This is a genomic window from uncultured Pontibacter sp. (assembly GCF_947502515.1).
Lineage (GTDB): Bacteria > Bacteroidota > Bacteroidia > Cytophagales > Hymenobacteraceae > Pontibacter.
In genome coordinates this window covers 852,519-875,432 of record NZ_CANNAI010000001.1, presented here as the reverse complement: position 1 = coordinate 875,432, position 22,914 = coordinate 852,519, and the positions used below count along the sequence as shown (strand labels likewise).

Sequence of the window (22,914 nt, the reverse complement as noted above, 5' to 3'; positions counted from 1 at the left end):
CAGAACATTCGTTTGAAACACAAGGCTGCTACCCCGCGGTCTTGTGTTTTTTTATGTACCTTGGTTAACTATACTTTACTCCATCAGGTATACAAAGGCACATTAATCAGCGTAGGCATGAAGCAGAAAGACATGCAGCTATTCCGGCTATACCCACTCGGCGACACCGCCATTACGGTGCAGTTCGGCGATAGCATCGATGAAGCCACCCACACCAAGGTGCGCGCCTTCAGTACCTATCTGGACCGGCATCCTTTTACCGGTTTCAGAGAACAGGTGCCTGCTTTTAACACTGTCACGGTGTACTATGACCCCTGGCAGGCAAGTGAGCGAGGTTTCTATAACCCTTATACCCGCGTGACGGAGCAGCTCCAGCACATGCTTAAAGTGGCCCGCGAAAATGGCAAAGGTACTAAACCGCGTGTAGTGGAGATTCCGGTGTGCTATAATGGCTCTTTCGGTCCTGACCTGGAGTATGTAGCCCGGCATACCAAACTCACACCACAGGAAGTCATCGCCAGCCACGTACGCGGCAAGTACCAGGTATACATGATCGGCTTTGCGCCTGGCTTTCCATACCTGGGTGGTATGGCGAAAAAGCTGGCTACTCCCCGCAAGCAAAACCCCAGACCACGCATACCTGCCGGATCGGTGGGTATAGCGAGCGGCCAGACAGGCATTTACCCCATCGAGACACCGGGTGGCTGGCAACTGATTGGCCGCACCCCACTGCGTCTTTTTGACCCCAACCGGGAACAGCCCAGTCTGCTGCAGGCCGGTGATCAGGTAAAATTTGTCGCTATTTCTGAAAAAGAGTACTGGCAGCGAAAGGAGAAACCGCATGGGGCTTGAGATCATAAAACCGGGCTTGCTCACCACCCTGCAGGATAAGGGCAGGTATGGGCACCAGAAAGAGGGCATCATCACAAGCGGTGCCATGGATACGTTCGCTTCCCGGGTAGCCAACATGCTGGCCGGCAACCCAGAGCACGAAGCCGTATTGGAGATAACGCTCCTCGGTCCTACTATCCGCTTTACAGAGGATCAACTGATCGCCCTGACCGGCGCTGATCTGTCAGCTGAGCTTAACGGAGAGAAGTTGCGTCTGTGGCGTCCTTTTTTTGTGAAGAGCGGCAGCGTTTTGTCTTTTGGAGCACCCCAATCCGGCTGCAGGGCTTATATAGCCGTGTCGGGTGGTTTTGATATACCACAAGTAATGGGCAGCTACGCCACCTACATGCAGGCAGGTATAGGCGGGTACCAGGGACGGGCACTGCAGGCAGGTGACTTTATACCTTGCAACAGCCCCACTGCTACAGGTATAGCGCTGTTTTCACAGGCAACAGGTACTACAGACGGCCACGATTACCTAGCCGCTACCTGGACACCCGACCCGCAGTTCTACCCCGGCTACAAGCCTAACCCGACCCTTCGGGCTATTAAAGGCCCCGAGTTTGAGCTCTTCTCTGACACCAGCCAGGAGCAGATCTGGAAAGAGCGCTTTCAAGTGTCAAGCCAGTCGGATCGGATGGGCTACCGCTTGCAGGGCGTTTCGCTCTACCTGAACGAGGAGACCGAGCTTATCTCCACTGCTGTGACTTTTGGCACGGTGCAGGTGCCGCCTGAGGGCAAGCCAATTGTGCTGATGGCCGACCACCAGACTACAGGCGGTTACCCGCGCATCCTGCAGGTAGTTAGCGTCGATTTGCCTATATTAGCCCAGGTTGCGCCGGGTCAGACCATTGCGTTTGAGGAAGTATCGCTGGAAGAAGCCCAGCAGCTTTACATCCGGCAGGAACAGAACCTGACACAGCTGGCACACGCCATCCACCTAAAGCACAATAAATGATCACACTCCTTTCCGTTGACCTGAACTGCGACCTGGGCGAGAGTTTTGGCGCCTATCGTATAGGGAATGACGAGCAGATTCTTCCCTATGTAACCTCGGCCAATATAGCCTGTGGCTTCCATGCCGGCGACCCTGGTGTGATGCGCAAAACCGTGCAGCTATGCCTGCAGCACAATGTAGCCATCGGCGCCCATCCCGGCCTGCCCGACCTAGTGGGCTTTGGAAGGCGCAACCTGGCCGTTTCAGCAGAGGAGGTATACGATATGGTGATCTACCAGATAGGAGCGTTGCAGGCTTTCGTGCAGGCCGAGGGTGGCACCCTGCACCACGTGAAACCGCACGGCGCTCTTTATAACATGGCCGCAACCGATGTGAAGCTGGCTGAGGCCATTGCAGAGGCCGTGTACAAGGTAAAGCCCGAGGCACTGCTTTATGGTCTGGCTGGAAGTGAGCTGATAAAAGCTGCCTATCGGCTCAACCTAGGGGCTGCTAACGAAGTGTTTGCCGACCGCACCTACCAACAGGACAGCACCCTTACCTCCCGCCGACAACCTGATGCGCTGATCACGGATCCAGACAAAGCTACCAGCCAGGTGCTGCGCATGGTGCAGGAAGGCAAAGTGCAGTCGCAGCAGGGGGTGGATATAGATATACAGGCTAATACGGTTTGCATACACGGTGACGGCCCGCATGCCCTGTCTTTTGCCCGCCAGATACATGAAACCTTGCAGCGGGAAGGTATAGCGCTTGCTACACCAAAAGTGCAGCGCCCATGAATCAGAAACGCAACTGGAGCGTCCTGCTCGGTGCCGCCTTCCTGATGGCAACTTCTGCGGTCGGACCCGGCTTCCTCACCCAAACCACCGTTTTCACGCAATCGCTTGCTGCCAGTTTTGGCTTTGTGATACTAGCTTCTATTGTACTCGATATCGGGGTGCAGCTCAACGTATGGCGTGTGATTGCTGTGTCCGAGAAGCGGGCGCAGGACATTGCCAACCTGGTGCTGCCGGGCCTGGGCCTTTTTGTGGCGGTGCTCATTGTGCTCGGTGGCTTTGCATTCAACATTGGCAACGTAGGCGGGGCCGGTCTGGGATTCAATGTGCTGTTCGGAATTTCTCCGGAGTTGGGGGCCATTATTGCGGCAGGTATAGCCATCGGCATATTCCTGGTGCGGGAAGCCAAAAAAGTAATGGACCGCTTCGCCCAGTTTATGGGCCTGCTGATGATCCTGCTGATCGTCTATGTGGCCATCACCTCTGCACCTCCAGTGGCAGAGGCCGTGACCAAAACTTTCATACCTGACCAGATCGATTTTATCTCGATCATCACGCTGGTAGGTGGCACAGTAGGCGGTTATATTACGTTTGCAGGCGGTCACCGTCTGCTCGATGCCGGCGTGAAAGGCGAAGCCGCTCTGCCTGAGGTAAATACCAGCGCCATATCAGGTATAACAGTAGCCTCTATCATTCGCATTTTCCTGTTTTTAGCAGCGCTGGGAGTGGTGAGCAAAGGCCTCGTGCTCGACGAAAGCAATCCACCAGCCTCCGTGTTTCAGTTAGCGGCTGGCAATGTTGGCTATAAGTTATTTGGCATTGTGATGGTGTCAGCGGCTATTACCTCTGTGATCGGCTCGGCTTATACTTCAGTGTCTTTCATCAAGTCCTTTCACCAAAGCATCGAGCGGAATGAGAACTGGTTCATCATCGGCTTCATCGCTATTTCCACTGCTATCTTCGTCACTATTGGTCGTCCGGTGCATCTGCTTATCTTGGCTGGCGCCCTCAACGGCCTTATCCTACCCCTTACGCTCGGCACTATTTTGATCGCTGCTCACAAAGCGAAGGTGATCGGCAGTTATAAGCACCCACTGTGGCTCACGGTCTTCGGAATACTGGTCGTGCTGGTGATGGCTTGGATGGGAGGCTATACCTTGGTGAAGCAGCTACCAGCGTTGTTTAGCTAGGCCTGAGAGTGCTATACTTTGTTTGGCTCGTATGTAAATTTTCCTATATTGTATAAAGTTTTCTCACCTTAAACTTTCTACAATGACTCGCCTCTCTACATCAAAACCAGCAGTCGCCAGTATTTGGGGATTCTTTGCCTTAAGTTTTGCCTTTTCGTGGTTAGTCTGGGGCGCTATCCTGGCGCTTCCACTTCCGGACGATCTGCTGCTGCCTATTATTATCCTGGGTGCTTTTGGGCCATCCTTTGCAGCGATCTACCTGGTGCAGCGCTATGGTCAGGCAGCAGAGAATCGTGACTTCTGGAACCGGGTTTTCAGTTTCAGCCGAATTGGTTGGGTATGGTACCTGGTCATTCTGCTTATCTTTCCGGCGATTTACTTTCTGGGTTATTACATCTACTCTTTCTTTGGTGGCACACAGCCGCCAGTAACGAGCTTGTTCAGCGGCCTCGACTCACCTTCGACCATACTTACTTTTGCGCTGATTATGCTATTCGCAGGCCCTGTTTCAGAAGAACTGGGCTGGCGTGGTTACGTACTGGACCCACTGCAGGAAAAATACGGCGCTGTTGCAGGCAGTTTAATACTAGGTATCTTTTGGATACTCTGGCACCTGCCGCTATTCTTCATCGAAGGCACGTCTCAGCATGCCAAAGGCTTTGGCTATCAGTTCTGGTCTTGGTCTTTCCAGTTGATCATGCTTTCTTTTGTCTTCACGTGGGTATACAACCACACGCACCGCAGTATACTGGGCGCTATCCTGCTACACCTAATGGCAAACATGGCTTATCCTGCTGGCCTTGATCTGACTGGGGAAGTCGTCTTCACGGTATTAAGGCTATTGATCGTGCTGGCAATTATAGTAGCCTGGAAGCGGAATAAGGTGGTAAGGGATGAGTTAGTAATGGTGTAGGAAAAGTGTTTAAAAGTTTAGTACATTGTTACCATTTTACTGCAGCTAATGGGAGTAAATAGCCTCTTTACCTTAGTGCTTAATAAAGCTAGTATGAAAAAACTGACTTATTTACTAATCATGATTCTAGCTATAAATTCCTGCTATTTACTCAAAGAAAATGGAATTGAAGTTGAGATTGAAAATAATTCAGACGCTCCCATTTCTGACGTGAAGTTTACAACTTCTGAAAATCTAAATTCTATTGAATTTGAGACTATAGATACCAATGAAAAAGTTTCTGATTTTTTAAAAATGGGCGATAATAAGACAGATGGGAGTTATGTGTTAGCATTTACTCGTGAGAATGGGAAGAAAGAAATCAGTACAGCAGGATACTATACAAACGGTGGTACTTTAAATAGCCAGGTTGTTTTCAAAATTGAAAAGGACACTGTATTTGCTTCAACTAGCCGATACTAAAAAATACAATGCATAGCATGGCGTATAAACCAACTTAGACTATGCCTTGCTCGCATTAAGTGCAAACTATTATTCTATACGATGAAAACATTACTACTATTCTTCCTAATCCTCTTGACTTTAAATTCTTATTCTCAAACTACAGGGAATTACCAGATTGAAATCACGTCAAAGGCATCAGCCAGTTTTTCGGAGTTTAAGATTCATCTCTTAAAAAATACAGAATCTACCAAACTCATTTACTTTAAAAGAAAGCAAAAGGACTTAAGCCCTACGAAGCAGGACAGTTTAGAAATTCAGGAACTGGCGAAAACCTTCAGAGAGGATTCAATAGTACAAAAGCAGCTTACCCGCATTTTTGAAAAGTATAAAGCCTTTGAAAGAGACAGTTTAGAAATTCCCTCAGACCATCCTTTGCTCCGCATCAGTGATTCTTTATCAAAAGCAGAGACATTACAAGAGAATGACAACGACAGAAGCAGAATAGTCTTAGATGGGACGCGGTTAAGAATGAAGGTACGACATGAAAAAGGGCCCGAATATGTGCTCTCTGCAGTATCGCCCCGTAAAGATACACACCCCTTGCTTTACCAATTTATCACAAGTGCACTAGCGCTTTACAGAAGTAATTCAGAAAAGCCAATCCTTAGTAAAAGTGATACGCAGGGATATTAAACCACAATGGTTATTTACCGATCTTTCAGCTGTAAAACCGGCGCAGATTGGTAAACACACAACAAACTTCCTAAACCCAATTCCCCAACATGAAACACTTTTTACTCACCCTCATTTTTCTAGTATCTGTTAAGACTATCAGTCTTGGGCAGGAACTCGCTATTATTCAGGATACTGTTCAAAACTACCGGATTGGTATTCCGATTGGCTGGAAGTACGGTGTGCCTGCTGATAAATCCCTGGCCCTGATGGCATTCAGGCAGAAACAGAGCGAAGAAGATGTACCAAGAGAGAACTTCAATATCAACATTTTACACCACAACGAAACGAGCCTGGATAAAACCTACAATGAATTCCTGAAAAGCATTGGGACTGTCGAAGGATTTAAGATTATTGAGCAGGGTGACACCGTGATCAATGAAAGAAAGTATAAATTCCTGATAGAAACACATCAGAATAAATACAGTAAAGAGGACATGCACAACTATGTACTCCTTACAAATAAGGACGGCATGATATTGATTTTAACGATGGTGACCACTTCTCCTAATTTTGAAGCATTCAAACCGCTGTTTGACAAAATTGCGTTGAGCCTGCATTTTTGAAACTGATACTTCTCATGTAATTAAACTCCCGATGAACCTCGACGCCTTCAAAGCCAGCCTCTCCGCTCCCATGCCTCCTCCACAGGCTTCGGTATACCTGCAGGCGTTGTGGCATGAGGCAAAGGGCGACTGGGACAAAGCGCATATACTCATACAGGATCTACCTGACAAAACCGCCGCATGGTTACATGCCTACCTGCACCGCAAAGAAGGCGACACCTGGAATGCAGACTATTGGTATAGCCGGGCAGGCCGCAAAAGACCAGAGATCTCTCTTCAGCAGGAATGGGAAAGCATTGTCACCGACTTGCTGCAGGTATAGGCGCTTTCAGGTATAAACAACTCCCAATACCTATCATAAAAAAGCCAGAAGCAGTACGAATACTACTTCTGGCTTTCCCTTCTTAACTTATCTAACTCCTAAAAATCATCCTCGTCTTCCTCCTCTCCAAAACTCGGCATGGTGAACATACCGCTGAGCAGATCCTTGAACTGCAGGCCGGTGCTGAGGCGGTTTTTGCTGAGCTGGCTGTGCTCTGCTAAACCATGCAGGGCAAACTCCATCATAAACAGCTTCTCCTCGCCTTTTGCATCGGAGCGGTGCTTTTCTACCAGTTCGCTCAGGCCAGGTATAGCTTGCAAAGCTTTTTTGTATTCCGAGGCAGGCGCATCATTCAGGATATCCACTGTGTTACCATCGCCAAACCAATCGGTTATCTTCTTATACGGATTTCCCTCTTTTGACTTTTTGGCCTTGTCGGGATCAGGGAAGTACTGGAGGAACTGGGTGCGGATAGCTTTGCCCATCAGCACCTGCGCCACATGTCCTGCGCCTTCCTGCTCGCCCTCGTATACGAGTTCCACTTTACCCGTCACAGCAGGTATGGTGTTCAGGAAATCCGACAAGCGCACATAGGTTTTGCTTTCACCGTTCAGCAAGGCCCGACGCTCGGCAGCGCTCAGCAAACTCTCAAAAGCCGAGATGGTCAGACGTGCTGATACACCACTTTTAGCATCGACATACTCACTCTCACGCGCCTCAAAGGCAACCTGCTCTATCAGGTCGCTGATGATGTCGTTGGTGATGACTAGTTCTTCCTGCTCTTCTTTCACATGTGCTTCCTGCTTCGTGATCTTCTTGCCGATCTCGATGGACTTCGGATAGTGCGTGATGATCTGCGAGTCAATGCGGTCTTTGAGTGGCGTTACGATGGAACCACGGTTGGTATAGTCCTCGGGGTTGGCTGTGAAAACAAACTGGATATCGAGCGGCAGGCGGACTTTAAAGCCCCGGATCTGGATGTCGCCTTCCTGCAAGATGTTGAACAAAGCCACCTGAATGCGGGCCTGTAAATCGGGTAGCTCGTTGATAACAAAGATGCCCCGGTGGGAACGCGGAATCAAGCCGAAATGGATCACCCTTTCATCAGAGTAGGGCAGCTTCAGTGTAGCCGCTTTGATAGGGTCAGCATCACCGATCAGGTCCGCTACCGACACGTCGGGAGTAGCCAGCTTTTCGGTATACCTGTCGGAGCGGTGCATCCAGCTGATGGGCGTATCATCGCCATGCTCGTGCACCTGATCCTTGGCAAAACGCGAGAGCGGCTGCAGTGGGTCGTCATTTAACTCAGAGCCTTGCACAACAGGTATGTACTCGTCGAGCAGGTCCACCATCAGGCGGGCAATGCGCGTTTTAGCCTGTCCGCGCAAGCCGAGCAGGTTAATGTGATGCATCGAGAGGATGGCCCGCTGCAGGTCCGGCACCACGGTTTCTTCATAGCCCCAAATGCCCGGAAACACTTCTTCTTTGCGCTGCAGCTTGGTGATCAGGTTACGACGCAGTTCCTGCTTCACAGTTTGCGGTTCGTACCCGGCGGCACGCAATTGCCCAAGGGTTTTTATTTTCAGTAAGTTTTCTGCTGGGATGTCTTTGTAATTCATTCTTTTTATTGTTGAATGCTAAATTGCTTAATGGTTGGTTTACCTTCTATGTGTAGACCCACCCCTAACCCCTCCGAGGAGGGGAATTGCTTGAGTATTAAGATCTTTAATTCTCAAATTCTTAAACTCCTAAACTCTCAAACTTTAAAAGCTTTTCTTTCGGTTGCGTCCATAGTCGCGGAACACCAGGTGCCCTAATCCTTTCAGTGAGCTGTAGTAGGCCTGGCCGTTGTTCACTTTGGTAAACTCGTCTACGAATTGCTGCAGGTATGGGTCCGATGCGATCATGAAGGTGGTAATCGGGATTTTGATCCGACGGCAAGCTGCAGCCAGGTTCAGTGTCTTGTTCACCACTTTGCGATCCAGGCCGAAGCTGTTTTTGTAGTAATGCACCCCTTCTTTCAGGCAGGTCGGTTTGCCGTCCGTGATCATAAAGATCTGCTTATTCGGCGTCTTGCGCTTCCGCAAAATATCCATGGCCAACTCGAGCCCGGCTACGGTGTTAGTATGGTAGGGCCCCACTTCCAGGTAGGGCAGGTCCTTAATCTCTATTTGCCAAGCATCGTTACCAAACACGATCACATCCAGCGTGTCTTTCGGATACTTCTGCTTCACCAGTTCGGCAAGCGCCATGGCCACCTTTTTTGCGGGTGTAATACGGTCCTCGCCGTACAGGATCATGGAGTGCGAGATGTCAATCATCAGCACCGTTGCAGATTGCGTTTTGTGCTCAGTCTCCATTATCTCGAGGTCCTGCTCAGTCAGTCTGAAGTCTGAAAGGCCGTGATTGATCTGGGCATTGCGGATCGAGTCCGTCATGGAGATCTGCTCGATCGCATCGCCGAAGCGGTACTCGCGGCGGTCTGTGCTGGCCTCGTCGCCTATACCTGTTTGCGGCGTGGCGTGGCTGCCTTTGCCGCCTTTCTTTAGCTTGCCAAAAATTTCCTCCAGCGCACTTTTCCGGATGTTCTGCTCACTCTTTGCCGTGAGTTTCAGCACCCCCTCCTCCTGTGGGTTCTCATCGATGTACCCGTTTTTCTTAAGGTCTTCGATGAAGTCGCCAATGCCGTAATCATCGCCTGTCAGGCCGTACTGCTTGTCCAGCGAACTGAGCCACGACAGTGCCTCGGCCACATCACCGGAAGTGATCATCACCAGCTGCAGAAAGATCTTGAGCAGCGACTCGAAGCCCTGCTTATCATCCTGCGGTGGTATGTACTCTGCAAATCTATACCCTATACTCATATGCTCTCTCCTGATTTATACTCTAACAACGCTATGCAACCGAATGTTCTTGCGCACCGCTTCTTATACGTACAATATCACATAAGCACAGGTGTGGCAACAATAAGCTGCATGCGAGAGTACCTTATATACAGATACTAACCAAATTAAATCACAATGAAAGCAATATTCAACGATATCGTAATAGCAGAAAGCGAACGAACTGTTAAGGTGGGCGGCAAGCATTATTTCCCACCAAATGAAGTGAACCATCAATACCTGGAAGAAAGCAGAACGCACACTACACAGGAAGGTATGGGCGAGGCTTCTTTTTACCATGTAAAAGTAAACGGAGAGGTTGAACTCGATGCAGCCTGGTCGTACACAAACCCCGAAAAGAAGGCAGAAGAAGTACGAAGCTACATTGCCTTTACAGACGTTGTCGAACTAAAAGACTAACTAATGCCCATAAAAAGAGCGGGGCCTGTCAGAAAACTGACAGGCCCCGCTCTTTTATAATTCTATCACACAGGATTAGTCGATCCAGCGGAACTTATACTCTAGTTGTGGCGATCTCATACGCTCAGCTACTCTACGCAGGCGATCTGGCAAGGCGACCACGTAATCGCGGGCACGCTCACCAGCGTCGTTCAGGCCAGTCACTGTTTCAAGCTTCCACTCTTTCACGAGATCCCTCAGAATGTCCGTATAGTCAAGCGCCGTGTACACGTTGATACGCTGAGCAGCATCAGTGAAGTGGCCGAAGGTTTTACCCATGTCCACGCCCAACTCACGCATGTAGTGCGCAGGCATTACGATTTTCTTGCGCATCATGTCTTCAAAGGCCAGCATCATCTCATTCGGATCGGCTTCAAATATTTTGCCTACAAAAGCCTTATACGCCTTGGCGTGACGGGCCTCGTCAGAGGCTACATAGCCGCAAAGCTTTGCCAGCATGCCATCGCCCTGCTTCTTGGCGATCTGGGCTACGCGGCGGTGCGACAGGTTAGTAGCTGTTTCCTGAAAAGAGGTATAGACAAAGGCACGGTAAGGATCATTATCTGTCTGAAGGTCAAAACCATCAGCGATCAGGTACTGCGTGGACGCCTCCATCTCACGCATGTTGATGCGACCGGTCAAGTATAGGTACTTATTCAGCAGGTCGCCATGACGGTTTTCTTCAGCAGTCCAGGCGCGGTTCCACTTCATCCAAGGGCTATCCTCATTGCTTGGCACATCCTTGATAGACATCAGCCAGCTTTCATAAGTTGGCAGTGCTTCTTCTGTAATGGTATCTCCTACCAGCACGGCCAGCAGGTCATAACTCAGGTCACGGGCACGCTCCTGCAGGTTTTTAATTTCTTCAAAGAAATTTTCCATACGGGCGTCGGGCAGCAAATCAGCAGGCTGCCAACTGTCTTCAACAGACTTGAGAAACTCTGTCATCTTTTCTTGGACAAAGTCTTCCATCCATTTCATGACTTCTACACGGGAGGCAATGGCTGTAATCATGGTGTTGTTTTAGGCGATTGAATTTCAAATATAGGCATTTATACTAAAATAGTAATCCGCAGCGTCATATTAAGTTCATGCACTGCTAAAAAAGGAAATCGGACTCGGAAGCGTGTTTAGACTCCAACCTGCCAGCTCTTCAGTTGCACAAACCACAAAACACGCCTGGGATAATTATTACTTACGTAGAAAGACAAAACGGTTTTCATTTTCACCCCCAATATGTAGTAAGTCCCTGACAGAGTGCAATTTCAGCGGTTCAAAAGCTTCTGATACAGCGTTCTAATGAAGCGAAGGTCTACTTTAAGTTTGCTAAGGAAATGAATGGTATGGTAAACCGGTCCTAGTCCGGCGTGCTGTCGGAGCAGGCCCAGAAACTCCTCGGCCTGCTGGTAGTGACCAGTCAGGTACGCGTGCCGCGCCTCATATTGCAGGCGTCGGGTGAGGGCATTGCTGTCTTCAGGACTTTGCACTAGTTTCACTGCTTTCTGGCACACGATCACGGTGGAGGCCAGCTGTCTGTCGCCCGGTTTGTACCACTGTTGCGATAGTGAGTTGGCATGCAGACGGCGCTTGGTTGTAATGGCATCCAGAAAGAAGTACTTATACCTGCGGGAAGAGCGCACCCAGAAATCAAAGTCCTCATAAGCCAGTGACTCGTCGTAACCTTGCAGGTCCTCAAACACTTGTCGCTTCATCATCATAGTGGGCGGACAAACGAAGTAGCGACCCAGCAGGTGCTGAAAGATGTCGCCGGAAGGCGCAAAGGAAATAACCTCACCTGCTTTGTTGCGCTGGCAGTGGAAGCGTACGTGCCTGCCATTGTCGTCTATATACTCTGCATCCGAGTAAACAACCCCATGGTTATCGTCCAGGTTTCCGAATGCTGCCACCTGCTGCGCTACACGCTCGGGCAGCAACACGTCGTCGGTGGCAAAGTCGATGATGTAGTCGCCTTTGGAGGCCCGCCAGGCCATGTTGAACGCCCTGGTATTGCCCTGGTTGGTGCCTGTGCTCATAAAAGTGAGCTGCGGATATTTTCGGACGTATTTCTGGATGATGGCCACACTGTTGTCGGTGCTGCAATCGTCCATGATGATGATCTCCAGATGAGGATAGGTTTGGGCCAGCACGGAATCCAGCGCCTCAGAGATGAAGCGCTCGTGGTTGTAGCACAGGCATATGACCGATACCAGCGGAAGTGCAGTAGCTTCAGCCATGGCGCTCAAAGAAAGTCTGAATGTTAGCAATGATCGCCCCCTGTTCAGCCTCCGTCATACCCGGAAAAAGCGGCAGGCTTAAGCTCGTTTCGGCTAGTTCTTCTGCTATCGAAAAGTTTCCCTTCCCATACCCCAGCCAGGTATAGGCCTCCTGCAAATGCACGGGAACCGGGTAGTGTATGGCCGTCTGTATACCTTGTGCTGACAGGTGTAGCTGCAAGGCATCGCGCTGCCTGCTGCGGATGTTGAAGATGTGGTAAACATGCGTACAGCCCGTCGCTGTGACAGGCAGCACCAGGTCGCCTATACCTTGCAGCGCTGTCAGGTAAACCTGAGCCAGTCGTTGACGCTCGCCATTCATTGCATCAAGGTGCTGCAGCTTGATGCGCAGCACGGCCGCCTGCAGCGTGTCGAGGCGGGAGTTAATGCCTACGATTTGATTGTGGTATTTCTGCTGTTGTCCGTAGTTGCGGTACATGCGGGCGTAGGCAGCCAGTTCAGGATCGGAAGTAACCACTGCCCCACCGTCACCCAGCGCTCCCAGGTTTTTGGTCGGGTAAAAACTGGTGGCACTGACACGGCCGAAGCCACCAACCGGACGGCCTTTGTAACTGGCACCCTGTGCCTGGGCAAAGTCTTCGATCAGAACCAGCTGATGCTGTTGCGCCAATGCCATAAGTCCGTCCATTTCACAGGCCTGCCCGTAGAGGTGCACGGGTATGATGGCTTTGGTGCGGGAGGTGATATGCGCAGCGGCCTCAGTGGCAGTCAGGTTACAGGTATGGCGGTCGGGTTCGGCCAGCACAGGTATAGCACCCACCTGCACCACGGCATTCACAGTCGCGATAAAGGTGTTAGCCGGCACGATCACTTCGTCGCCTGCGCCTATACCTGCGGCTTTCAGAGCCACCACCAAGGCATCGTAGCCATTGCCCACGCCGATGGTTATACCCGCCTTCACGTACGTCGCAAACTCACCTTCGAATTGCTCCACCGCCTCGCCCAAAATGTACTGCTGACTGCGCAAGGCGCCTAGCAGTGCCTCCTCCACCTGCTGGTCTATACCTGCAGGGTAGTCACGGAAAGCGAAATATGGGACCTGGGTTGTAGACATAGGTATATTTTACAGGGCCAGGTGTGCTGCCAGGCGCTTAAAAGTGCCGTAGTCGCGGATGTAGTCGGAATCCTCGAAATCAGTGGAAGTTAGGCAGACCGCTATGGTGCCTGGGGCAAAGTGCAGGTCAGTCCAGCACATGGCCGGCAGGTATAGCCCTGTAGCCGGATTATCCAGCACGAAGGTCTCCTTGCTGCGCCCATTGTCCGTTTCCACGGTAATGCTTCCCGTCACGGCTACCAGCACCTCTTCAGTGGCTTTGTTGGCATGCTGCCCGCGCAGCACACCTGCCGGAGTACCGTAAGTCCAGAACACCCGCTTGATCTCAAAAGGTATGTTTTGAGCCAGCTGTGTAGAGGCGATAAAGCCTATTTCTTGAGTCCCGGTTTCGGTTAAGTGGATCAGGTATGGTATGGCAGACAAATGGAAAAATTTAGTGCAGCCACAAATTAAAACATTTTCGGTTAATGTGCCTATAAAAGGGGCATGGCTTGGCGCTTGCTGGCGCTTCTGTTACTTTTGCAAATCAGGTCCTGTTGCAGGCCTTTGATGCTATACCTATGCTATACCTGATCCTGAGTGTGCTGTCGGGCGTTTCGCTCGTGTTTATCTTCAAGCTTTATCAGCGCTTCAATGTACATACGTTTCAGGCCATCGTTGTCAATTACGTTGTCTGTATCCTGGTTGGACTTGCCTTTCCGGGAGGCACTGATGTGCTGCAGGCAGGTGTGTTTCAGAAATCCTGGGCGCTGCATGCGCTGGTGCTCGGTGCTATTTTTATCGGAGCTTTCTACCTGATTGCGCTCTCTACCCAAAAAGTGGGTGTAACTGCGACCTCCGTGGCAGCTAAAATCTCGCTGGTCATTCCGGTGCTGTTTAGCTTGCTGGTGCTGCAAAATAGCGTGAAGGAATACTCGGTGGTCAACTATGTGGGCATGGGCCTGGCGCTGGTGGCGATTGTGCTTTCCTCGGTTCGCCCTGGCTCCGGGGTCGGCAAACCCTCCGCTCGTTTGCTTAGTTTCGCGCTGCCGTTCATCATTTTTCTGAGCAGTGGCTTTGCAGATTCGCTTATCAATTACGTAAACGAGTATCATCTCCAGGCCCACGAAGCCAGCCAGTTCACGATGCTGACCTTCACTGCCTCCGCCGTACTCGGTTTAGTGGTGCTACTCTACCAACTTTTCACCGGCAGTACCTCATTCCGGGCTAAGAGTATCTGGGCAGGTATAGCCCTGGGTGTGCCCAACTATTTCTCTATCTTTTTCCTGATTATGGCCCTCTCAGCCTTCGGTAACGATGGTGCCTTCCTCTACCCCGTCAATAACATGGGCATCATCATGGCGGGGGCACTGGGAGCCGTCATGATATTCGGGGAGCGGCTGAGTGCGATCAACCTCCTCGGTCTGTCACTGGCAGTGCTGGCTCTGGTGCTGCTTTCGTATCAGGAATTAGCCGCCAATCTGTTTTAATTATGGAAGATACCTACCGTACCATCGAGGCTCCCTCAGAAGGCCTTTACAAAGAGAAAGGCAGCAAGTTTATTGCCTTAGCTTACCCCGTATACTCGGAAGAGGAAGTGAAGGAGGTCCTCACTGACCTGCGCAAACAATATTACGATGCCCGCCATCACTGCTATGCCTACAGCCTGGGCGCCGACAAGAGCCGCTACCGTGCCAACGACGATGGCGAGCCCAACCACTCCGCCGGCGACCCCATCTTGGGCCAGATCCGCTCCTTTGACCTGAGCAATGTGCTCGTAGTAGTGGTACGCTACTTTGGGGGCACCAAACTCGGAGTCAGTGGCCTCATCACCGCCTACAAGACCTCCACTGCAGAAGCCCTCAGCAACGCCACGATCATTGAAAAGCACGAAACGACGTTGCTGCAGGTACACTTCGCCTACCCCCAGATGAACGACGTAATGAGCCTGGTGAAAGAGTACGAACTCGGCGTGAAAGACCAGCAATTTGAACTCGACTGCCGCATGACCCTGGAGGTACGAAAGAAGCTGGAGGAAGAAGTGCGGGGTAAATTTGAGGGGATTGAAGGAGTTACGGTGACTGTCTGAATCAGGATTTGAAGAGGGTTCTACCCTCAACAAACAGTTGTATCACCAACTGCAAAATTGCCCTAAGCAAAACCTAATTTTTATTAACTTGTACAGCTGCAGTACACCCTAACAACCCTATGGCTAAGAAAAAACGTCAACGCTCCCGCCACAAAATACTTGATCGTAAGCTCGGCATCAGCCCGGGTACGCTCTTTATACCTACTGAGTCGCATGCCCCACGCTACTTCCTGATGTCGTTTAACGAGCAGCTATTCAAAGAGCAGGAATTCGTTTCTTATGCCGAACTGTTGCAGCAGGTACAGTCCCAACCCAACGCCACACATTGGATCGACATCCGAGGCTATGCCGACCTGACTATGCTGGAACTGCTCAAGCAGGACTTCGGCATACACTCGCTGCAAATGGAGGACGTGATCAATGACTACCAGCGCCCCAAGGTAGACGAACTTGACGACCGCCTCTTCATCATTACCCGCATGCTGCGCTGGAAGGAAGAGTACCATACCCTGGACGATGTGCAGCTCTCGGTTTTCTCAGGTCCCAACTATGTGCTGACCTTACAAAGCGACTACGATGATTGTCTTGATCCGCTTCGTGAGCGCATCCGGGTTGGCAAAGGCATCATCCGGCAGCGACCGCCGATGTATGTGGTGTATGCCATCCTGGATGTGGTGCTCGATTATTACTTTCCGGTTATGGGAGCCATCGGCACTTACATTGAAGAGCTGGAGCAGAAGATCCTGGATAAGCCTTCGAAGCAGACCCTGCGGGAGATCCTCGATCTGAAGAACGAGCTGATCAAGCTGCGCCGTATCGCCTGGCCGGAGCGCGACAAAATGAATGAACTACTGCGCATGGACGAGGACATTATACCTGACAACCTGAAGGTATACTTCCGTGACGCTTACGACCACACCATCCAGCTAATCGACCTGATTGACAGCCATAAGGAGATGTCGACGAGTTTGGTGGAGCTTTACATGTCTACGGTGAGCAACCGCATGAATGAGATCATGAAAGTGCTCACGATCATCTCCAGTATCTTTATCCCGCTGAGCTTTATTGCCGGAGTATATGGTATGAATTTCTCGCGCGAAGACCCTGAAACAGGCGAAGTGTTCCGACTGAGCATGCCGGAGCTATACCAGCCTTACAGCTATCCAATTCTGATGATGCTAATGACCACGCTGGTGCTGGTACAGCTATACCTGTTTTATAAGAAAGGTTGGTTTAAAAGTTTTTAAGTGAGAATTCATACCTGCAATTCCTGAAAGCTAACCCTTGAATAACAGCCTTATACCCTCGATTACCAAGATCCTTACAGGATGACAAAATAAAGCAGAATGAATCTACTTAGTAGAACTGTAAGGAAGATTAAGCAGTTCTAATTCGGCAGCTTAAAATTGAGTTTCTGCAGTTCGTTGCGGAACACTTTGTACACAGAGTAGTTATTGCCCACCTCATTGTAGTGGATGCTCACGGCTTGGTTGCTTTCCAGCGACCTGCCCCCTATCAGGCGGGCATCCGGACCGTATAGGTATGTTTTCTGTGGGCCGGTTTCGGTGATGGCGTATACCTGATTGCCACCTCCAAAGTTGAAGTACTGCACGATCTTCGGGGTTGAGGTCACATAGCGTTTCTCAAAAAGCTCCTCCAGGTCCTGGTCGAAGGCAGCTACTTTCCCCTGGTCCTGACGCACGATGATGTAGGAGCGGCCACTGGCATCGGGCACAAGGTCAAACATGGCACTCTTGCTTGGCCGCGGCAGCTGCTCCCGCTTCACCACCTGTCCCTGCAGGTTGAATTCCACTACTTCTCCGTAACGTGTCACTACTGTTACTACAGAGCGGCGTAAGTCAGCCCCGGCCCGTATGACGCCTTCTGATGTGATTGGCACCCGCAAACTGAAGGGAAAGCCCGGATAGGTTTCACCTTTAGTGTTCAGGGCGTACACATAGCCGTTTTCGAGCAAGACCAGGATGACATCGCGACCTCCTACCCGCACATGCTGCGGGGTAGCGGCCAAACGGTAGTCCATGCGGCGCGGCTGCCAGCCAGGTATAGCATTGCCTCGTGTGTCGAACATGTACAGGTTACCCAGGGCGTCATCCACCAGAAAGCGGTAGTCACGGTTTTTCTCGAAATCGAACACGGCCAGGCGCTGCAGGCGAAGCGTGTCGCCTACATTAAAAGGAAAGTGCTCCAGATTACGCCCCAGGTTGTCGATGGCTTGGATACGGGTGGCAGTCGCGAAAACGTAGCGCAGTCGTTTGTCGTTGCCGAGTTCGACCTGCTGCAGACTGCCTCGCACTTGGGTTTGCAAGGAGTCGGTCCAGCCGCGACTGCCGGTGGAGGTAATATTGTGCAGCACCTGCATAGAGTCCTGTACTACCACTTCACGACTACGGTCTATGGCGTTCTGAATCGGATAAGGCGGTGATATGAGGCGGCTTGCAAATGGAATGGTCAGTTCTTCCTCAAAGCCTTCCTGTATGCTGTCGGTACTGCGCTCCTGCCTCCTGAACAGCACACTGGTATAATACTGGTTTTCGGCGCGGGCAAACTGCACACTCACCTGGTTAAAGCGCCTGATCAGGCTGGAGTTCTGCAGCAGATCCTCACGGTTCTCTTCCTGCACATAGCGGTTCAGGATATACCAGGCATTAACAGTATTCAGGTACAGACTGAAGTTACCTTCCTGCAGCGTTTCCTCCAGAAAAGATTTTTGTGCCACCGAGCGCCCCCATACCTCTCCTGCATTGATGTCGTCGATGAGCGCACGCAGGCTGGCGATATCCGGTGAGAAGATCATGTAATTGTCGAGCTGCAGCACGTAGCTCTGTTCAAAGCCGGAGAACAGGCTGCCAAACAGACGGGCGGGCAGTTCTTCCAGGTCCAGCAGTTGCAAGGTATAGTTGCCGTATTGCTCGGTATAGATCTTCTCGTTTTGAGCTTTGCTTAGCTGTTGTGCCAATGCCTGAAGGCGGGCCCCGGTTTTGCCGCTGCTTTCCATGCGGGCAATCACCATTTTGTCGGGGCTCGTGTTCATGTTGTAGGACTCCATGTAAGCCAGCGCGATCTCCTGATTAAAGGACCGAGCCAGACTATCGATGGTGGGGCTATACACATCTTTGGGAGCTTTGCCATCGCGAAGACGCGCCACCTCCCCTACTCCAAAGTGCATCAGCATGGCGGTGCGGGTAGGCAGCAGCAGCTTGATTTCGAGCGGGCGTGGTTTGGAAGGGTGTAGTTGCGCCTGAAAAGAGCCTTCAAGTGTCTCTGGATTTGAGAAACCGTTTAGGAAAAGCTTGTTTCGGTCGAGCTTGAGCTCCAGCATGGCATTGCGGCAAAAGCTGCTCAGGTAGCGCACCTGCGGCATCAGGTCTTCCTGCACAAAGAGTCCCAGCAGGTCAGGCAGGGCACGGTAGTTCACAAACACGTTGGCATACACATCAGCCTGGCTCAGGTAGTTTACCTTCTTGTAGTCCGTGGCGATGGAGGTCAGCTTTCCACGTTTGATGCGGCGCACGATCTCTTCTACCAGCACAGGCGAGGCACTCAGAATGATGTTGTTGTGATAAGAAAAGTAGGTGAAGCTGGTGCCTAACTGCGTGTTGGTCACGTCGGTCAGGAGCATGCCCTGGTACTCGCGGCTCTGCTCCGTAAATGCCGGACTTTTGACAAGATTTTCGGTGAGAGTGCGCAGAAAGCGGTGCTCCCCCACCGACACTACCGGTATGTAGTACACAAACTCCACGTCGGTTTTACCCAGCACATGGACCGAGGTGAGTATGTTCTTTTTGTCCAGGAAACGATCAAGGCGCTGGTTGCCGGGGGCCACACTGTCGAGCATGGCCATGTTCTCCTGAAAGCGCTGCGTTACCGGAAGCAGCGAGAAACTTTCCCATAGCGCGGTTTCCTCCAGGTGCTCTCTCAGCTCGCTGTGGTTGTTTGTTTCCACCACAAAAGCTGCCGTCTCAGGCACCAGCGTCCAAAGGTCCACCTTCAGTCGGGAGTCCTGCCACCTGCTAAAGCCATAATAGACCAGAGAGGCCAGCACTACAAATGCGATGAAGTAAAAGACAATGCGTTGCGGCATAGCGAAGGTGTATGAGGTTACAAATTAACCGAAAAAATTAGAAATCACCCGAGTCAAACTGCTACAGTGCTATTCCTTACATAAAACATCCAGATTTATCCAATTTTGGCCATGGCAGGTATACCCGGTCACCAGCGCGTGCGTATATATGGGCCAACCCATCACAGCCATCTATGTATCGCATTCTTATACCTGTTGATTTTTCGGAGGGCTCTACCAAAGCCTGCCACTACGCACTGCAGCTTGCCGCCGGCGTGCCTGGCGCTAAGCTCCTGCTGCTGCACTGCTTCCAGGATTACCTGGCCGATGGCGACCCCATACCCGCCAGCGCCGCTGGCCTCAGCCCATCCGATCAAATTGCAGAACGCGTGTTGCATCGCAATGAACTGGAGGCACAGGAACAGCTTGAAGAACTGTACCGGGAGCTACTCCCGAAAGCGCGCAGCCTGGATAGCAACCTGCAAATGGAGCGTGCTTTTATACACGGCCTTCCGGAAGAGGAAATACTGGAACAGGCAGAGCGCTTCCGGCCCGCACTGGTGGTGATGAGCACGAAAGGAGAGTCCAGCATAGGCCGTGCGGTATTCGGCACGGTGTCCACCAAGGTGATGGAGGAAACCAATGTACCCATCCTGACAGTACCCAGCCACTACGAGGGTGCTATACCCAGTCGCATTCTCTACGCCACGAACTTCGGCAAGACAGACGTTACCGACATAGATCGCATCCGGAAGTTGTTCAGCCACCTGCAGCCCATGATCTACTGCGTGCACATTTCAGACGATCCGGAAGAGGACCGCGAAAAGTTGTTGCAATTGCAGCAAAACCTGCAACAAGCCCCTGAAAGTGACATCCGCTATGCCCTGCTCGAAGGTGACGACGTGGCACAATCCCTGCAGGACTTTGCCCGCAGCGAAGGCATCGACCTGCTTGCCCTCACCACACAGGAGCGCAGTACGTTTGAGTCATTGTTTAACCCCAGTCTGGCCAAAAAGATGGTGCTGCATGCGCCCATGCCAGTGCTGGTATTCCACAGCAGAGTTTAGGCTCTACCCTCCACAGGTTGGGCAAGCAATTGCTGTAAGGCCTGGTAGTAGCGATCCAAAGCGCCTTCGCTCGTGCTCAGGAAAAGAAAAGGCTCGATCAGTTCGAGCTCCATCAGCACCAGTTCGCCGTTCAGCTCCACCCCGTCAACGCGGGCGTACAGGCAGTCTTGTGCAAACTGCTTCACGATGGTAGTGGCGGTTTGCAGCATACCTGCCGGGGGCGTAGGCGTATGTACGCTGCCACCGAAGAAGTGCTGTACCCGGAAGTCGCCTGACTTGGCTGTTTTGAGCACGGCATGGCTATACCTGCCGTTAAAGAAAAGGAAGGACCACTCACCCTGTGTTCTGATCTCCTCGAGGAAGGGCTGTGCCAGGAATGGCTCATGCTGCAATAGGGCATTGATACGATCCGCGTAAGCGCCAACCTCTGCTCTGCTGATGGCCATGGTATTCTTGGCGGCACCGCTTACCCTTGGTTTCACAATGATCTTGTCGCGTCCGATCGCCTGGAATACCGCCTCAGCATCAAAGCGACTGCCCTGCTCCAACCACACGGTAGGCACAATCTTAACACCTTGCGCCTGCATATCTTTAAAGTACTGTTTGTCAGCGTTCCATCGCAGTGTCTTCACGGGATTGAGCACCGGGCAGCCCATTGCTTCCAGCTTATCAAGCCAGGTATAGAAGGCGTTTATTTTATCGAAGTAATCCCAGGGTGATTTGATGATAATGGCGTCGAAAGCAGTCCAGTCCACCTGCTCATCATCCCATACCTGAAAAGAAATTTCTTGGCCTTTTCCCGCTAAAAAACGGTACAGACGCTCATCTTCGCTATCGGCATTGGTAGTATAATCGCCTAAGCTCTGACAAGTGACCAAAGCTATTTGTTGTAATGACATAAATAATGATATTTGCGCAAAATTATACTTTCTAGCCCGCAGAAGCTACAGAATAAATTTCCAATTAGTGAAAACTTTAAGAACGTCAGTTCTCGTATGTAAAGTATAATTTGCTTGCCCGCTTTTTAATCTACACCATGTTACATCTTATCAGCCTCAGCCTACGACACAGGTACAGCCTCTCTGTACGCCTGCTGGTTCTGCTGTTGCTGATCACTACCACGGCGGGTGCCTGCAGCACTGAAGGCACGCACGACGAGCACTCGGACGAACCCCAGGAGCGTAACCCGCAGCACATGGAGCCCGACACCATGCTGGCCAAGCGCTCTACGGGCGGACCTCCGGCTACGATTGATTTCCTGGGCAACCCATTTCTGTCGGACTATCGCCAGAGCAAGAAACTGGATGCTTACTTTGCCCGCATCAGCACTGACTTCACACTCGATGCCGACCCGGTGGAAAATATTCACCGCCCGGCTATTACGGACACGATCTATACCATCCGTTTTGGCGAATCGGTGATCGAGCTCTACGCTCCTACCCAGACCGGTGACTTGCTGCTGCAGGTAGCTGACATCCGCAATGCGGGCATTGCCCTACGCAACAACATGAAGGTAGGTATGAGCCAGCCTGAGCTGATGACCAAGCTCAAGAACTTTGATGTGCGGATTCTACAGACCAATTCTGAAATTGTGGCTACTTCCGTAGAGGGCGCTCCTATCTCGCTGCGCTTCTTCCTGAAAAACGGTAAAGTGAACCGGATCAGGTATGAAGGCTATGTTGATTAACAAAAACCGCCCAGGGCATAAGTGATTCAGAAAACTTACCTTTGCTGCTGAACCAAAGGTATACCTCATGCGCATCGTCATCCAACGCGTTACCCAAGCTTCCGTTACCATCGACCACCGGGTAAAGGGCGAGATCGGCCTCGGTCTGTTGCTGCTGGCAGGCTTCACCAACGACGATACAGAAGAAGACCTGAAATGGATTGCCAGCAAGGTGGTACAGCTCCGCATCTTCAGCGATGCCGATGACAAAATGAACCTGAGCGTGCAGGATGTACAAGGCGACCTGCTCGTGATCAGCCAGTTTACGCTCTATGCGCTCACAAAAAAAGGCAACCGCCCCTCTTACATCCAGGCCGCTCCCCTTGCCGTAGCTGTACCTCTGTATGAGCGGTTTGTAGTACTGCTTGAGGAGGCACTGGGCAAAAAAGTACAGACCGGCGAGTTTGGTGCTGACATGAAAGTGGCCCTGCTCAACGATGGCCCTGTCACTATTACCATCGATTCCAAAAACCGGGAATAATTTAAATTTACAG

24 protein-coding genes are annotated in these 22,914 nt (G+C 51.2%); 16 read left to right on the top strand and 8 right to left on the bottom strand.

Features of this window, described 5'->3' with window-relative positions; all coding sequences use genetic code 11:
- The first annotated feature begins 117 nt into the window (after positions 1–117).
- From pxpB to Q1A54_RS04045, 9 genes are all read left to right on the top strand, one after another.
- Positions 118–852, top strand: coding sequence for a 5-oxoprolinase subunit PxpB (pxpB, locus tag Q1A54_RS04085; protein ID WP_299985246.1), 735 nt, complete (start codon positions 118–120; stop codon positions 850–852).
- Positions 842–1,849, top strand: coding sequence for a biotin-dependent carboxyltransferase family protein (locus tag Q1A54_RS04080; RefSeq protein WP_299985244.1), 1,008 nt, complete (start codon positions 842–844; stop codon positions 1,847–1,849). Before pxpB ends, Q1A54_RS04080 begins: the two co-directional genes overlap by 11 nt.
- Positions 1,846–2,625 carry a 5-oxoprolinase subunit PxpA gene (pxpA, locus tag Q1A54_RS04075; RefSeq protein ID WP_299985242.1) on the top strand — a complete coding sequence of 260 codons (780 nt, stop codon included), beginning with the start codon at positions 1,846–1,848 and terminating at the stop codon, positions 2,623–2,625. Before Q1A54_RS04080 ends, pxpA begins: the two co-directional genes overlap by 4 nt.
- A complete protein-coding gene (locus Q1A54_RS04070) occupies positions 2,622–3,812 on the top strand; it encodes an NRAMP family divalent metal transporter (RefSeq protein ID WP_299985240.1) in 1,191 nt (396 codons plus the stop codon). The genes pxpA and Q1A54_RS04070 overlap by 4 nt, the downstream gene beginning before the upstream one ends.
- A gap of 82 nt (positions 3,813–3,894) precedes the next feature.
- A complete protein-coding gene (locus tag Q1A54_RS04065) occupies positions 3,895–4,725 on the top strand; it encodes a type II CAAX endopeptidase family protein (protein ID WP_299985238.1) in 831 nt (276 codons plus the stop codon).
- Positions 4,726–4,818: 93 nt separating this feature from the next.
- Positions 4,819–5,187, top strand: a complete 369-nt coding sequence (locus tag Q1A54_RS04060; protein ID WP_299985236.1) for a hypothetical protein — start codon at positions 4,819–4,821, stop codon at positions 5,185–5,187.
- A gap of 81 nt (positions 5,188–5,268) precedes the next feature.
- Positions 5,269–5,862 (top strand): hypothetical protein, encoded by a 594-nt coding sequence (locus tag Q1A54_RS04055; RefSeq protein WP_299985234.1) that lies wholly within the window; start codon positions 5,269–5,271, stop codon positions 5,860–5,862.
- Between the two features lie 89 nt (positions 5,863–5,951).
- Complete coding sequence (locus tag Q1A54_RS04050; protein ID WP_299985232.1) at positions 5,952–6,467, top strand: hypothetical protein; 516 nt, start codon at positions 5,952–5,954, stop codon at positions 6,465–6,467.
- 31 nt (positions 6,468–6,498) lie between these two features.
- The gene (locus Q1A54_RS04045; protein ID WP_299985230.1) at positions 6,499–6,789 is read left to right on the top strand and encodes a hypothetical protein; all 291 of its coding nucleotides are present in this window, start codon (positions 6,499–6,501) and stop codon (positions 6,787–6,789) included.
- A 98-nt stretch (positions 6,790–6,887) separates the two neighbouring features.
- On the opposite strand, the gene Q1A54_RS04040 is transcribed toward Q1A54_RS04045, so the two are convergent.
- Both Q1A54_RS04040 and Q1A54_RS04035 read right to left on the bottom strand, forming a co-directional pair.
- Positions 6,888–8,408: a sigma 54-interacting transcriptional regulator gene (locus Q1A54_RS04040; protein WP_299985227.1), complete on the bottom strand. Its 1,521-nt coding sequence runs from the start codon at positions 8,406–8,408 to the stop codon at positions 6,888–6,890.
- A 144-nt stretch (positions 8,409–8,552) separates the two neighbouring features.
- Positions 8,553–9,653 carry a VWA domain-containing protein gene (locus Q1A54_RS04035; RefSeq protein WP_299985224.1) on the bottom strand — a complete coding sequence of 367 codons (1,101 nt, stop codon included), beginning with the start codon at positions 9,651–9,653 and terminating at the stop codon, positions 8,553–8,555.
- A gap of 156 nt (positions 9,654–9,809) precedes the next feature.
- On the opposite strand from Q1A54_RS04035, the gene Q1A54_RS04030 reads away from it, so the two are divergent.
- Entirely contained in the window at positions 9,810–10,091 is a 282-nt protein-coding gene (locus Q1A54_RS04030) for a DUF427 domain-containing protein (RefSeq protein ID WP_196114432.1), read from the top strand.
- 75 nt (positions 10,092–10,166) lie between these two features.
- Here Q1A54_RS04030 and Q1A54_RS04025 read toward each other — a convergent pair whose 3' ends face one another.
- The 4 genes from Q1A54_RS04025 to Q1A54_RS04010 all read right to left on the bottom strand — a co-directional run bounded on the left by Q1A54_RS04025 (position 10,167) and on the right by Q1A54_RS04010 (position 13,901).
- A complete protein-coding gene (locus Q1A54_RS04025; RefSeq protein WP_299985222.1) occupies positions 10,167–11,144 on the bottom strand; it encodes an acyl-ACP desaturase in 978 nt (325 codons plus the stop codon).
- Positions 11,145–11,395: 251 nt separating this feature from the next.
- The gene (locus Q1A54_RS04020) at positions 11,396–12,364 is read right to left on the bottom strand and encodes a glycosyltransferase (protein WP_299985220.1); all 969 of its coding nucleotides are present in this window, start codon (positions 12,362–12,364) and stop codon (positions 11,396–11,398) included.
- On the bottom strand, positions 12,357–13,478 hold the full coding sequence (locus Q1A54_RS04015) for a DegT/DnrJ/EryC1/StrS family aminotransferase (RefSeq protein ID WP_299985217.1): 1,122 nt from the start codon (positions 13,476–13,478) through the stop codon (positions 12,357–12,359). Before Q1A54_RS04015 ends, Q1A54_RS04020 begins: the two co-directional genes overlap by 8 nt.
- A 9-nt stretch (positions 13,479–13,487) precedes the next feature.
- Positions 13,488–13,901: an FdtA/QdtA family cupin domain-containing protein gene (locus Q1A54_RS04010; RefSeq protein WP_299985215.1), complete on the bottom strand. Its 414-nt coding sequence runs from the start codon at positions 13,899–13,901 to the stop codon at positions 13,488–13,490.
- Positions 13,902–13,969: 68 nt separating this feature from the next.
- Here Q1A54_RS04010 and Q1A54_RS04005 point away from each other — a divergent pair, with 68 nt between their 5' ends.
- From Q1A54_RS04005 to corA, 3 genes are all read left to right on the top strand, one after another.
- Positions 13,970–14,947, top strand: coding sequence for a hypothetical protein (locus Q1A54_RS04005; RefSeq protein WP_299985213.1), 978 nt, complete (start codon positions 13,970–13,972; stop codon positions 14,945–14,947).
- A gap of 2 nt (positions 14,948–14,949) precedes the next feature.
- A complete protein-coding gene (locus Q1A54_RS04000) occupies positions 14,950–15,546 on the top strand; it encodes a YigZ family protein (RefSeq protein ID WP_299985211.1) in 597 nt (198 codons plus the stop codon).
- Between the two features lie 119 nt (positions 15,547–15,665).
- Positions 15,666–16,793 (top strand): magnesium/cobalt transporter CorA, encoded by a 1,128-nt coding sequence (corA, locus tag Q1A54_RS03995; protein ID WP_299985209.1) that lies wholly within the window; start codon positions 15,666–15,668, stop codon positions 16,791–16,793.
- Between the two features lie 140 nt (positions 16,794–16,933).
- Here the strand turns inward: corA and Q1A54_RS03990 are convergent, their stop codons facing one another.
- Positions 16,934–19,648: a hypothetical protein gene (locus Q1A54_RS03990; RefSeq protein ID WP_299985207.1), complete on the bottom strand. Its 2,715-nt coding sequence runs from the start codon at positions 19,646–19,648 to the stop codon at positions 16,934–16,936.
- A 173-nt stretch (positions 19,649–19,821) separates the two neighbouring features.
- Here Q1A54_RS03990 and Q1A54_RS03985 point away from each other — a divergent pair, with 173 nt between their 5' ends.
- Entirely contained in the window at positions 19,822–20,694 is an 873-nt protein-coding gene (locus tag Q1A54_RS03985; protein WP_299985206.1) for a universal stress protein, read from the top strand.
- On the opposite strand, the gene Q1A54_RS03980 is transcribed toward Q1A54_RS03985, so the two are convergent.
- Positions 20,691–21,593, bottom strand: coding sequence for a hypothetical protein (locus tag Q1A54_RS03980; protein ID WP_299985204.1), 903 nt, complete (start codon positions 21,591–21,593; stop codon positions 20,691–20,693). The two genes, Q1A54_RS03985 and Q1A54_RS03980, sit on opposite strands and share 4 nt — an antisense overlap.
- Before the next feature lie 137 nt (positions 21,594–21,730).
- On the opposite strand from Q1A54_RS03980, the gene Q1A54_RS03975 reads away from it, so the two are divergent.
- Both Q1A54_RS03975 and dtd read left to right on the top strand, forming a co-directional pair.
- The gene (locus Q1A54_RS03975; protein ID WP_196114422.1) at positions 21,731–22,381 is read left to right on the top strand and encodes a hypothetical protein; all 651 of its coding nucleotides are present in this window, start codon (positions 21,731–21,733) and stop codon (positions 22,379–22,381) included.
- A 67-nt stretch (positions 22,382–22,448) separates the two neighbouring features.
- On the top strand, positions 22,449–22,901 hold the full coding sequence (dtd, locus tag Q1A54_RS03970; RefSeq protein ID WP_299985202.1) for a D-aminoacyl-tRNA deacylase: 453 nt from the start codon (positions 22,449–22,451) through the stop codon (positions 22,899–22,901).
- The last annotated feature ends 13 nt before the right edge of the window (positions 22,902–22,914 follow it).

Coding starts and splice junctions, on each gene's coding strand:
- pxpB (WP_299985246.1), top strand. CDS start 118: ATGAAGCAGAAAGACATGCAGCTATTCCGGCTATACCCACTCGGCGAC.
- Q1A54_RS04080 (WP_299985244.1), top strand. CDS start 842: ATGGGGCTTGAGATCATAAAACCGGGCTTGCTCACCACCCTGCAGGAT.
- pxpA (WP_299985242.1), top strand. CDS start 1,846: ATGATCACACTCCTTTCCGTTGACCTGAACTGCGACCTGGGCGAGAGT.
- Q1A54_RS04070 (WP_299985240.1), top strand. CDS start 2,622: ATGAATCAGAAACGCAACTGGAGCGTCCTGCTCGGTGCCGCCTTCCTG.
- Q1A54_RS04065 (WP_299985238.1), top strand. CDS start 3,895: ATGACTCGCCTCTCTACATCAAAACCAGCAGTCGCCAGTATTTGGGGA.
- Q1A54_RS04060 (WP_299985236.1), top strand. CDS start 4,819: ATGAAAAAACTGACTTATTTACTAATCATGATTCTAGCTATAAATTCC.
- Q1A54_RS04055 (WP_299985234.1), top strand. CDS start 5,269: ATGAAAACATTACTACTATTCTTCCTAATCCTCTTGACTTTAAATTCT.
- Q1A54_RS04050 (WP_299985232.1), top strand. CDS start 5,952: ATGAAACACTTTTTACTCACCCTCATTTTTCTAGTATCTGTTAAGACT.
- Q1A54_RS04045 (WP_299985230.1), top strand. CDS start 6,499: ATGAACCTCGACGCCTTCAAAGCCAGCCTCTCCGCTCCCATGCCTCCT.
- Q1A54_RS04040 (WP_299985227.1), bottom strand. CDS start 8,408: ATGAATTACAAAGACATCCCAGCAGAAAACTTACTGAAAATAAAAACC.
- Q1A54_RS04035 (WP_299985224.1), bottom strand. CDS start 9,653: ATGAGTATAGGGTATAGATTTGCAGAGTACATACCACCGCAGGATGAT.
- Q1A54_RS04030 (WP_196114432.1), top strand. CDS start 9,810: ATGAAAGCAATATTCAACGATATCGTAATAGCAGAAAGCGAACGAACT.
- Q1A54_RS04025 (WP_299985222.1), bottom strand. CDS start 11,144: ATGATTACAGCCATTGCCTCCCGTGTAGAAGTCATGAAATGGATGGAA.
- Q1A54_RS04020 (WP_299985220.1), bottom strand. CDS start 12,364: ATGGCTGAAGCTACTGCACTTCCGCTGGTATCGGTCATATGCCTGTGC.
- Q1A54_RS04015 (WP_299985217.1), bottom strand. CDS start 13,478: ATGTCTACAACCCAGGTCCCATATTTCGCTTTCCGTGACTACCCTGCA.
- Q1A54_RS04000 (WP_299985211.1), top strand. CDS start 14,950: ATGGAAGATACCTACCGTACCATCGAGGCTCCCTCAGAAGGCCTTTAC.
- corA (WP_299985209.1), top strand. CDS start 15,666: ATGGCTAAGAAAAAACGTCAACGCTCCCGCCACAAAATACTTGATCGT.
- Q1A54_RS03990 (WP_299985207.1), bottom strand. CDS start 19,648: ATGCCGCAACGCATTGTCTTTTACTTCATCGCATTTGTAGTGCTGGCC.
- Q1A54_RS03985 (WP_299985206.1), top strand. CDS start 19,822: ATGTATCGCATTCTTATACCTGTTGATTTTTCGGAGGGCTCTACCAAA.
- Q1A54_RS03980 (WP_299985204.1), bottom strand. CDS start 21,593: ATGTCATTACAACAAATAGCTTTGGTCACTTGTCAGAGCTTAGGCGAT.
- Q1A54_RS03975 (WP_196114422.1), top strand. CDS start 21,731: ATGTTACATCTTATCAGCCTCAGCCTACGACACAGGTACAGCCTCTCT.
- dtd (WP_299985202.1), top strand. CDS start 22,449: ATGCGCATCGTCATCCAACGCGTTACCCAAGCTTCCGTTACCATCGAC.